Origin of the sequence: Mycobacterium kiyosense (genome assembly GCA_021654635.1) — a bacterium.
GTDB classification, from domain to species: Bacteria; Actinomycetota; Actinomycetes; order Mycobacteriales; family Mycobacteriaceae; genus Mycobacterium; species Mycobacterium kiyosense.
In genome coordinates this window covers 2,077,285-2,089,363 of the sequence record AP025179.1, presented here as the reverse complement: position 1 = coordinate 2,089,363, position 12,079 = coordinate 2,077,285, and the positions used below count along the sequence as shown (strand labels likewise).

The following is a 12,079-nucleotide window of genomic DNA, read 5'->3' as shown; positions in this document are numbered from 1 at the left end:
ACAACGGCCACAGCCGGAGCGGTTATCTTGATCTGGGTCGCAGCGCGGCCGCACCGCGGCAGCGCGAACCCCGGGAGGAAATATTGCGCATCGGGAAGATCACGATCGGCACAATCGACCAATGGACCCTTCGGCCGGGCACGGTTATCTCCTGGCATCCGACCGATGCGTCCCGGGAGAAGGCGCGGCAGGCTCCCGTCAGCTCCGTGCCGGTCAGCTACATGCAGGCACAACATCTTCGGAATTATCACGAACGAACGGCTTCAGGTCTCGATTTTTCGCGTCTTATTCTCGCGGGCTGCGAAGTGGCCGGTCACTGCGATATCGACGTGATGGATCGCGCACTCAACGCATACCTGCGCCGCCACGACACTTACCGCAGCTGGTTTGCCCACCACGACGGCGAGTTCGTTCGGCACACCTTGCTCGATCCCGCCGATATCGAATTCATGCCGATAAACCACGGCGAGATGAGCGCCGAGGAAATTCGCGACCACGTAATCGGGACACCCAATCCGCTGGAATGGGGTTGCTTCAGCTTCGGCATCATTCAAAGCCAGGACCACTTCACGTTCTACGCCAGCATCGACCACGTTCACGGCGACGCGACGTTGATCGGCATCACGATGCTGGAATCCCACGCCATGTATCAGTCGCTGACGGCCGGGCACGGCCCGCTCGCCCTGCCCGACACCGGCAGCTATGACGAGTACTGCGTCCAGCAACGCGAGCTCACCTCGCAGTTGACCGTCGACTCGCCGCAGGTGCGGGCCTGGATCGAATTCGCCGAGAACAACGGGGGCAGCTTCCCGGAGTTCCCGCTGCCGCTCGGCAACCCGCTCAAGCCGTCCGGCAGCGACATGCTGACCGAGGTCCTGATGAATCCGGACCAGACGGCCCGGTTCGAAGCGGCCTGCGAGGGTGCCGGCGCCCGCTTCATCGGCGGCCTGTTCGCCTGTATGGCGCTGGTGGAACACGAATTCACCGGTGCCCTGACGTACTACGGCTTGACGCCCCGCGACACCCGCCGCACCTCGGAGAATTTCATGACCCAGGGCTGGTTCACCGGCCTGGTTCCGATCACCGTTCCTATCGTCGCAGCGTCATTCGGTGACGCCGCGTGGGCAGCGCAGAATTCTTTCGACACGGGACTCGAGCTGGCCAAAGTGCCGTACTACCGCGTCCTGGAATTGGCGCCGTGGCTGAACTGGCCCCGACCGAACTTTCCGGTGTCGAATTTCTTGCACGGCGACGCCGCCCCACTCAACGCGGTCCTCGGGGCCGCCGAGATGGGTTATGCGGACAACATCGGCATCTATTCCGACGGCCGGTTCTCATATCAGTTGACTATCTATATCTTCCGGTACGGCGAAGGCACCTCGATGGCGGTGATGTACCCCGACAACCCGGTTGCGCAGAAATCTGTCACTCGTTACGTGGAGGCGATGAAGTCCGTGTGCACCCGCGTCGCGGAGAGCGGCGACTGGGGGCGCGTTGCGTAGTGTGGGGTAGTTCGATGGCTGCTGTACCGACATGCTCGACTTCCGATCAGGCCTCGGCTTTGGCACGGACCGGATCTCCGCGCCACGCAGCACACGGTGTCGCCGGGGGGCGCACGCTGGGACCGGAGGTGGGGACGCTGTGCGACGCCTAGCCGATTTCGTGGTGCGGTGGCCGTGGGTGGTGATCGGGTTCTGGGTCGCGATCGCGGTCGCCCTGCCGCTGACGATGCCGTCGCTGAACGAGATGTCGCAGCAGCACCCGCTTTCCATCCTGCCCAGCGACGCACCGTCGGCCGTCACCGCCCGCAAGATGACCGAGGCGTTTCACGAGTCGAGTTCGGAAAATCTGCTGCTGGTGGTCCTGACCAACGACAAGGGGCTGGGACCGGCCGACGAGGGCGTCTACCGCAAGCTGGCGACTGCGCTGCACGACGACACCCGCGACGTGGTGATGGTGCAGGACTTCATCGCCACGCCGCCCCTTCGACCGGTGTTGACCAGCAAGGACAACAGGTCCTGGGTGCTGCCGGTCGGATTGACCGGTGAGCTGGGGACCCCTCGGTCCTACGCCGCGTTCGGCCGGGTCTCCGAAATTGTCAAACACCACGTCGCCGGAACACCGTTGACCGCCAACCTGACCGGCCCCGCGGCCACCGTCGCCGATCTCACCGCCGCCGGGGAGCACGACCGGATGCCGATCGAGATCGCAATCGCAGTCCTGGTGCTTGCCGTGCTGCTGATGGTCTACCGCAATCCGATCACCATGTTGTTGCCGCTGACCGCGATCGGGATGTCGCTGCTGGTCGCGCAGGCGTTGGTGGCCGGCTTCTCAAAATTGACCGGCTTCGGGGTCTCGAATCAGTCGATTGTGTTCCTCAGCGCCATGATCGCCGGCGCCGGGACGGACTATGCCGTGTTCCTGATCAGCAGATATCACGACTATCTGCGCGACGGAACCGATTTCGACGACGCGGTGCGGCGCGCTTTGATCTCGATCGGAAAAGTGATCGCCGCTTCCGCCGCCACGGTGGGCGTCACTTTCCTGGGCATCAGTTTCGCCCGGATGGGTGTGTTCTCGACGGTCGGCGCGTCGTCGGCGATCGGAATCGGTGTCGCGTTCCTGGCCGCGGTGACGCTGCTGCCGGCCATCCTGGTGATCGCCGGGCCCCGCGGGTGGGTTAAGCCACGGCGCGAACTCACCGCCCGGTTCTGGCGGCGGTCGGGAATCCGGATCGTGCGCCGCCCGAAATCTCATCTGGTGGCCAGCGTGCTGGTGTTGGCCGCGCTGGCCAGCTGCGCGGGACTGGTGCGGTACAACTACGACGACCGCAAGGTGGTGCCGCCGTCGGCGCCGAGCTCGATCGGTTACGCCGCCCTCGAGCGGCATTTCCCGGTCAACCAGTCCGTTCCCGAGTACATCCTTATCCAGTCTCCGCACGACCTGCGCACACCGAAGGCGCTGGCCGCCCTGGAACAGATGGCAGAACGGGTCAGCCAGTTGCCGGATATCGCCAGGGTCAGTGGCATCACCCGGCCCACCGGCGTGGTCCCGCAGGAGTTCCGTGCCACCTATCAGGCGGGTGCTGTCGGCGCCCGCCTCGGCGGGGCGTCCGACGTTATCAACGATCACAACGACGACCTCAGCAAATTGGTCGGCGGCGCCAATACGCTTGCCACCAACCTGAGCGACGTGCGCGGGCAGGTCAACCAGATCGTCGCCAGCATGCAGGGCCTGACCGACGCGTTCGCCTCGATGCGGACCCAATACGGCGGCGACAAGCTGGTCCGGGAGGTGGTGACCGCGGCCAAGCTGGTGAACAGCATCAACGCCCTGGGCAATTCCATGGGCGTGAACTTCGCAGCGGTCAAGGACATGTTCGGCTGGATCGGGCCGGTGCTGGCGGCGTTGCAGGCCAACCCGATCTGTGACGCCGACCTGTCGTGCAGCGACACCCGCGCCCAGTTTCAGCGGCTGGTCGCCGCCCGCGGTGACGGCAGCCTCGACCAGATCAACGAGTTGGCCGGGCAGTTGGAGACATTTCAGGACCGGCAGACCCTGAACGCGTCGGTGGATCGGCTGCGGGCGGTGCTCACCGGGTTCACCAGAGCAATGCACTCGCTGGGGCTCGACGGCCCCGGCGGCCTGCAGTCCGGCCTGAACAAACTGCAGAGCGGAGCCGACCGCTTCGCCGGCGGCAGCCGCCAAGTGGCCGACGGCGTGGAACAACTGGTCGAACAGGTCAGAGCGCTGGGCGCGGGACTCGGCGACGCGTCGGCGTTCCTGCTGGAGATGAAGAACGAAGCGGCCGACCCCTCGATGGCGGGCTTCAACATCCCCGCCCAACTGCTGCATCTGGAGGAGTTCAAGAAGGCCGCCAAGATGTTCATCTCGCCGGACGGACGCTCGGTGCGTTACCTCGTGCAGACCAAGTTGAATCCATTCAGCGCCGAGGCGATGGATCAGGTCAACGCGATCACCGATGCCGCCCGAAGCGCACAACCGAACACCTCGTTGGCGGACGCCACCATTTCGATGGCCGGATATCCGGTCACCCTGCGCGACACGCGCAACTACTACCAGCGCGACATCCGCTACATCATCTTCGTGACCGTCGTCGTCGTGTTGCTGACCTTGATGGCACTGCTGCGTGCAGTGGTCGCGCCGCTGTATCTGGTCGGATCGGTCGTCGTCTCCTATCTGTCCGCGGTCGGCATCGGGGTGCTGGTGTTCCAATTCCTGCTCGGGCAGCATTTGCATTGGAGCGTGCCACCGTTGGCGTTCGTGGTGCTGGTCGCCGTGGGCGCCGACTACAACATGCTGTTCGTCTCCCGCATGCGTGACGAGTCGCCGCACGGCATGCGTTACGGCGTCATCCGCACCCTGACCTCCACCGGCGGGGTGATCACCGCAGCGGGATTGATCTTTGCCGCGTCGATGTTCGGGCTGCTGTTCTCCAGCATCGGCACCGTCATCCAGGCCGGGTTGGTGATCGGCGTCGGCATCCTGCTGGACACCTTCCTGGTGCGCACCATCACGGTGCCCGCGATCGCTACGCTGGTCGGCAAGGCGAGTTGGTGGCCGTCCCGCCCGAGACCGCAAGCACTACCGGCCCAACCGGCCGACTAGGACCGGCACATGCAACACCACCCAACCGAGCCGAACGAGCAGAGCCATGAAGAAAGTACTCGCCGGAGTCACGGCAGCGGTAACTCTCGGCGCCACCGGGTATTTCGGTGCCGGGCTGGCGAAAGCCGACGACCCGCCGCCGGTCGACCCGACCGCACCCGGCGCCAACGCCTACGCGTTGGGTGGCGCACACGTGCTGGGCATCCCCTACGACGAGTACATCCGCAGGGAAGGCGACGAGTGGTTCCCGGGGCTGCGGCGCCAGATCGTCGACTACCCGGCCGGCCAGGTTCAGGGCCACGTGCTGGGACGGCTCTTCCCGGGCGTCCGGCAACTGGACGAAGCATTCCCCGGCATCGGCGCCGACGGTCCCAGCATCGGCGAGTCGGTCGAGGTCGGGCAGGAGAACTTGTACTCGGCGATCCGTGCGGGCGGCCCGGGGACCGCGATCGGTTTGTCCGAGGGCGCTCTGGTGCTCGAGGCGCTGCAGGCCCGGCTGGCCACCGACCCAACCGCTCCCCCGCCGGATCAGTTGACGTTCGCCACCTTTGGCGATCCGGTTGCACGGCACGCTTTCGGTCAGAGTTTCCTCACCGCGGTGTTCCCGGTCGGCGCCACCGTCCCCGCCCTTGACTACGTCGTCCCGCCTCCGGTGGAAAGTCAGTACAACACAAAGCAATTCATCTCCGCGTACGACTCGATCGCCGACTTTCCCGACCGGCCGGACAACTGGATGTCGCTGGCCAACACCCTGGCCGGACTGCTGACCGGCCACACGGCGGTGGCCTTCACCAACCCGAGCATGGTGCCGCCGCAGAACATCCGGACGACCGTCAACTCGCGCGGAGCGACGACCACGACGTACCTGATCCCCGAACGGCACCTGCCGCTGGTACTGCCGTTCCAATACGCCGGGGTACCCGAAGATCAGCTGAACCAGCTCGATGCGGAACTGACGCCGATGGTCAACGCGGGCTACTCGCGCAATGACGATCCGGCGACCGCACCGATCCAGGTGGATCCGGTACACGGCTATGACCCGGCGGCGGTGACCGCACCGGCGACGCAGGCCACCTTCGGCGGCGGCGCGGACCCGCTCTCGCAGATTCTGTCCGGGGCGATGTACGCGCTGAATAACCAGGGCCACCACTGACCCCAGCCCGCTCGACAGCGGCGCAAAGGAGCACCGATGAACACGACGAGCACTGAGCGTCCCCTGCGCGTAATCCAGTGGACCACCGGCAACATCGGGCGGCGCTCGTTGCACGCCATCATCGGCAGGCCCGACCTGGAGCTGGTCGGGGTGTACGCGCACGGCGCCGACAAGGTCGGCGTCGACGCCGCCGAGCTGTCGGGCTGGCCCGAGCCGACCGGCGTGCAGGCCACCAACGACATCGACGCACTGTTGGCTCTGGGAGCCGACGCGTGTTGCTATAACCCGTTGTGGCCCAACATCGATGAGCTGGTGCGGCTGCTGGAGTCGGGGGTCAACGTGTGCACCAGCGCGGCCTGGATCACCGGCGGCAAGCAGACCCCACCGGATCGCGAGCGGATTCTGCACGCCTGCGAACGCGGCAACTCGACGATCTTCGGCAGCGGTGCGCATCCCGGTATGACGAACATGGTCGGCATGGTGCTGTCCGCCTCCTGCGAGCGGGTCGACGAGATCCGCATCACTGAGTCGGTGGACTGCTCGACCTACGAATCGGCCGGAACGCAGACGGCGATGGGGTTCTCCCAGGACCCCGAGACGCCCGGGTTGGCCGAGAGCGTGCGGCGGGAAAGCGAGGTGTTCGCCGAGTCGGCCGCGATGATGGCCGACGCGATCGGCGCCCGTCTGGACCGGATGACCTTCGACGTCACCTTCACCGCGGCGACCGGCGACACCGATCTGGGCTTCATGAAAATTCCCGCCGGGACGGTCGGCGGTGTCTACGGCTACCACCGCGGCTGGGAAGGTGACCGCAACGTCGTCAGCGTCGGATTCAACTGGACCATGGGCGACCACGTGGACCCACCCAAGCCGCTGGAGCACGGCCACGTCATCCAGGTGTTCGGCCTGCCCAACATGCGTACGGTGCTGCACTGCCTGCCGCCCAAGGATTGGAAAGAGCCCGGGTTCATGGGCCTGGGGATGATCTACACGGCGATGCCGGTCACCAACGCGGTGCCCGCGGTGGTCGCCGCCAAACCCGGCATCGTGACCCTGGCCGACCTGCCGCCGGTCACCGGACGCGTGGCTCGCTAGCCGCGGCTGTGCCGTCCGGCACACTCTGGCCACCCCGAGGAACGCTGGCGTCCACTAAGAGTTAGCATACTTAGCCGAGCAAAGGTTCTCCCTTCGACGGCTGTCTGGACGGGGAAGCCGGCGCTGCGGCGGGGCGTTGCAACGCAGGTTGGTGCGCGAAAGGCGGTGGCAGGCGGTGGCGGTGCAGACTGGTTCACTCGCGGGGCGCGGAGGCCGCCTCCTGAAAAAGGCGTGGATACCTCTGGTCCTGATTGTCGTGCTCGCCGTGTCCGCCCTCGTCGTGTCGAGGCTGCACAAGATCTTCGGCTCCCAGGACCTCAACGCCAGTGCCGGCCAAGGCATTGAGATCGTGCAGTTCAACCCCAAAGTGGTGGTCTATGAGATCTCCGGCTCACCCGGGGCCACTGCCAACATCAACTACTGGGACGCCGAGGCCAACACTCACCAGGTCGATGCGGCGCCGCTGCCGTGGTCGTTCACGATCTCAACGACGCTTCCCGCGGTGAGCGCCAACATCATGGCCCAAACCGACGGCAGCCAGATCCACTGCCGCATCACGGTCGACGGTGTCGTGCGGGAAGAGAAGACATCCGAAGGAGTGAATCCGCAGACATTCTGTCTGGTGAAGTCGGCATGAGCGACCACCACGACGCGGCGACCGGCCCGATCCGGGTCCACGAGCCGCCCCGCCCCGCCGACCATCCACCGGGCACCGAGCGCCCGCACCGGCCCGCCATCCCACACGCCATCCGGATCTTCGCGATACCGATCATCCTGGCCTGGGTGTTCATCGCGGCGCTGGTGAACGTCGTCGTCCCGTCGCTGGAGGTGGTGGGCGAAGCACACTCGGCGCCGATGGCCCCGCTGGATGCGCCGTCGATGAAGGCGATGATGCTGCTGGGCCATAACTTCAAGGAGTTCGACTCCAACGCCACGGTCATGATCGTGCTGGAGAGCGATCAGCCATTGGGCGAGCCGGCGCACCACTACTACGACAACCTGATCCGCCAGCTGCGTCAGCAACCGGACCACATCCAGCACATTCAGGACTTCTGGGGCGACCGGCTGACGGCCGCCGGGGCCCAGAGCGCCGACGGCAAGGCTGCGTACGTCATGTTGAACCTGGCCGGAAACCAGGGCACCACCACGGCCAACAACTCGGTCGAGGCGGTCCGCAAGACGATCGACAAGAACCCACCGCCGGCCGGGCTGAAGGTTTACGTCACCGGACCTGCCGCACTCAGTGACGACATGCATGTCATCGGCAATGCCAGCCTGGCCAAGATCACCCTGTTCACCCTCGGTGCGATCGCCATCATGCTGCTGCTGGTCTATCGATCGATCGTGACCACGCTGGTGCAGTTGTTCATGACGTTCATCGCGTTGTTGTCGGCGCGTGGTGTCGTCGCGATTCTGGCCTACAACAACGCCTTCGGGCTCACCACGTTCGCCGCGAACATCTTGACCATGCTGGCCATCGCGGCCGGTACCGACTACGGCATCTTCCTGGTCGGCCGATATCAAGAGGCGTTGCGAGCGGGCGAAGACCGGGAAACGGCCTACTACACCACTTTTCGCGGCGTCACCCCGGTGATTTTGGGATCCGGCTTGACGATCGCGGGCGCGACCTACTGCTTGAGCTTTGCCCGGCTGCCCTGGTTCAGCACCATGGGCCCGCCGGTGGCGATCGGCATGGTGGTCGTGGTGCTGGCCGGGGTCACCCTGGGCCCCGCGGTCGTATTCGCGGGCAGCAAGTTGCACCTGTTCGAATCCAAGCGGGCGGCCAAGCAGGGCCGGCTGTGGCGCCGGGTCGGCACCGCCGTAGTGCGTTGGCCCGCACCAATTCTCGCGGTGAGTACGGCAGTGGTGCTGATCGGCATGGTCGCCCTACCGAGCTTCAAGACCAGTTACAACGACCGCTACTACCTGCCCACCTCGGCGCAGTCCAACCTCGGGCAGGCGGCCGCAGATCGGCACTTCTCCCAGGCCCGGATGAACCCGGACATGCTGATGATCGAGGCCGACCACGACATGCGAAACCCGGCCGACATGCTGGTGCTCGACCGGGTGGCCAAGAACGTGATGCGCACCGTCGGCATCGCCATGGTGCAGGACATCACCCGGCCGCTGGGCATCCCAATTCAGCACAGTTCCATACCTTTTCAGAACAGCATGCAGAGTCAGACCACCATGCAGAACATGGCTTTCCTGCAGGACCGGATGGCCGACATCACCAAGATGGCCGACGAGATGCAGTTCATGATCGAGAACATGGAGCGCATGTACACGGTGACCCAGCATCTTTCCCACGCCGCCGACGACAGCGCCAAGACCACCGCGGAGACCGCCGAGATCACCAATCGGCTGCGCGACCACATCGCCGACTTCGACGATTTCTGGCGGCCGATCCGTTCCTACTTCTACTGGGAGAAGCACTGCTTCGACATCCCGATCTGCTGGTCGCTGCGTTCGCTGTTCGAGTCACTGGACGGCTTCGACCAGTTGGCCGGCCAATTCGACGAACTCACCAAGGACATCCAGGCCACCGCGGCGGCCACCCACGAGATGCTGGTTCTGATTCCGCCGATGATCACCACGATGAAGACCACCAAGGCGTTGACGCTGACGATGCAGTCGACCTTCAAGGCGATGCTCGACCAGATGAAAGCGCTCAGCGACACCGCGATCGTGATGGGGCAGAGCTTCGACGCCTCCAAGAACGACGACATGTTCTACCTGCCGCCCGAGGCCTTCGACAACCCGGACTTCCAGACCGGCCTGAAGATGTTCCTCTCCCCGGACGGGAAGTCGGCCCGCTTCTTCATCACCCATCAGGGCGATCCGATGACGCCGGAAGGGATTTCGCGTGTCGATTCGGAGCGCACCGCCGCGCAGGAGGGCCTCAAGCAGTCGTCACTGGCCGACGCGAAGGTGTATCTCGGCGGCACCGCGGCGACGTTCAAGGACATGCACGACGGCGCCAAGTTCGACCTGATGATCGCGGTGGTGTCCGCGCTGACGCTGATCTTCATGATCATGCTGTTGCTGACCCGCAGCGTGGTGGCCGCCCTGGTGATCGTGGGCACCGCGGCCAGTTCGATCGCGGCGTCGTTCGGGTTGTCGGTGCTGATCTGGCAGGACCTGTTCGGCATCAAGGTGCACTGGATCGTGTTGGCGCTGTCGGTGATCATCCTGTTGGCCGTGGGGTCCGACTACAACCTGCTGCTGGTGTCCCGCTTCAAGGAAGAGATCCACGCCGGGCTCAAGACCGGCATCATCCGGTCGATGGCCGGCACGGGTGGCGTGGTGACCGCCGCGGGCCTGGTGTTCGCGTTCACCATGGCATCCATGCTGGGCAGTGATCTGCGGGTGCTGGGCCAGTTCGGGTCGACGGTGTGTATCGGTCTGCTGCTCGACACGCTGATCGTGCGCACGTTGCTGATGCCGTCCGTGGCGACGCTGCTCGGCCGCTGGTTCTGGTGGCCGAAAGTGGTGCATCCGCGCGGCGACAACGCCCGACGGACCTTCGCGCGGACGTAGCCGGGCGGGGTAACTCCGGAAAAAGCAAGTAATCGAATACGCTGTGCCCCCCCGAAACAGGGTGGGACACTCGCCGCATGGCGATCGATTGCGATGTCTGCATTGTCGGAGCCGGCATTGCCGGGCTCAACGCACTGTTCAGCGCAAGCCGGTACTTATCGCCGGACCAAAAGGTCGTCCTGGTCGACCGCCGGGCACGCGTGGGCGGCATGTGGGTCGACACCTACCCGTACGTACGGCTGCACCAACCACACCCGATGTTCACCGCCGGAAACATCAAGTGGACCCTCGGCAAGGACCCCTCGTATCTCGCGACCAAGGGTGAGGTGCTCGACCACCTCCGATACTGCCTCGACGTCATCAAACAGCGAGTGCAGGTAGCGGAATACTTCGGCTGGGATTTCGAGTCCGGCGCAGAGACCGACGGACTCGTCCGGGTCACCTGCCGAAACGCGAACGGTGACGTTGCGGTCATCAACGCGAAGCGACTGATCAAGGCATACGGTTTGGCAGCCACACCGAACGCCCCGTTGGCGATTTCCAGTTCCCGGTTGAATTCGGTGTCCCCGGACTACTGCGATATCCGATCGGGCGCCCTGCGCGACAGCGACGCCCCGGTGTGGATCATCGGCGGCGGCAAGACGGCGATGGACACCGCGTACACACTGATTACCGAATACCCCGGTCGGGAGGTGAATCTCGTCGCCGGCCGAGGAACATTCTTCGGGACGCGTGAGCAAATCTTTCCGGTCGGTGCACGGCGGTGGTGGGATGGCGTGTTGCTGGCCAAGGTGGCCTCGGAGATGGGCCGCCGATTCGACGGCACCAACGAAACCGAGGTCCAATCGTGGTACCGCGGCGCCTACACGAATTCCGTTACTCCCGACGCGAACAATTACGTGCTGGGCGTGCTGTCGCAGGCGGAGAACAAGACGATCGCCGCGGGCTTGAACGAGGTGGTGATGGACTACTTTGCCGACGCCGTCGACCGCAACGGTACGACGGAGCTGGTATTCCGCAGTGGTGCGACGACGACAATTGAGCCGGGTAGCTGGGTCATCAACTGCACCGGATACGTTGGCCTCAACGATTACCCCTACGAGCCTTACGTTTCCGGCAGCGGAGCGGTGGTTTCGATGAATTTGCGTTCAGCGGTACTGCACCTTCCGGCATTCATGGGTTACTTCCTGACCCACCTGATGTTCTCGGACAAGATCCGCGACCTGCCACTGTACGAATTGGACTGGAAGGGTCTGCGGGATAAGTCGCCAATCGCTTTCCCGTACACCGTCTTTGCGCTTGTGCAGCACAACCTCAGCCTCATCTACGAATCGCTGCCGAGCCGGGTTTTCAATGACAACGGGCTCGACTTCGACAGGTGGTACCCGCTGCCACGCCGCTTACCGGCCATGGCCCGCTTCATGTTCACGCACCGCCGGGAGCGCGAACGCCAACGCCGCGTATTGGACACCGTGCGGGAACGCTTCGACGTTCGCTGTGGGCCGCTGAGGGCTTGCGGACCATCCGACCTCCAGCCGCAGGGCGCGTCATAACGTGGATCGCCACACTCCGACATGACGCGCGTCCGCCGCCTTTGGCTACCATCCTGCGTCCGCCTCTCGGTACTCTCTGAGCACACGGTCCGGGGCAATAGCGGTATCA

Annotated in this window: 7 protein-coding genes; all 7 read left to right on the top strand. The window is 64.8% G+C overall.

What is annotated here, in order from left to right:
• Positions 1-83 precede the first annotated feature (83 nt).
• The 7 genes from L6444_RS09955 (at position 84) to L6444_RS09925 (ending at position 11,970) form a co-directional block, all read left to right on the top strand.
• Entirely contained in the window at positions 84-1,502 is a 1,419-nt protein-coding gene (locus tag L6444_RS09955; protein WP_236983975.1) for a condensation domain-containing protein, read from the top strand.
• Between the two features lie 139 nt (positions 1,503-1,641).
• Complete coding sequence (locus tag L6444_RS09950; RefSeq protein WP_255731156.1) at positions 1,642-4,629, top strand: MMPL/RND family transporter; 2,988 nt, start codon at positions 1,642-1,644, stop codon at positions 4,627-4,629.
• A 46-nt stretch (positions 4,630-4,675) separates the two neighbouring features.
• Positions 4,676-5,782, top strand: coding sequence for an acyltransferase PE (gene pe, locus L6444_RS09945; RefSeq protein ID WP_236982110.1), 1,107 nt, complete (start codon positions 4,676-4,678; stop codon positions 5,780-5,782).
• Positions 5,783-5,818: 36 nt separating this feature from the next.
• A complete protein-coding gene (locus tag L6444_RS09940; protein ID WP_236982108.1) occupies positions 5,819-6,877 on the top strand; it encodes an NAD(P)H-dependent amine dehydrogenase family protein in 1,059 nt (352 codons plus the stop codon).
• Between the two features lie 175 nt (positions 6,878-7,052).
• A complete protein-coding gene (locus L6444_RS09935; protein ID WP_236982106.1) occupies positions 7,053-7,514 on the top strand; it encodes an MmpS family transport accessory protein in 462 nt (153 codons plus the stop codon).
• Entirely contained in the window at positions 7,511-10,417 is a 2,907-nt protein-coding gene (locus L6444_RS09930) for an MMPL/RND family transporter (protein ID WP_236982104.1), read from the top strand. Before L6444_RS09935 ends, L6444_RS09930 begins: the two co-directional genes overlap by 4 nt.
• A 77-nt stretch (positions 10,418-10,494) precedes the next feature.
• A complete protein-coding gene (locus L6444_RS09925) occupies positions 10,495-11,970 on the top strand; it encodes an FAD-dependent oxidoreductase (protein WP_236982102.1) in 1,476 nt (491 codons plus the stop codon).
• The last annotated feature ends 109 nt before the right edge of the window (positions 11,971-12,079 follow it).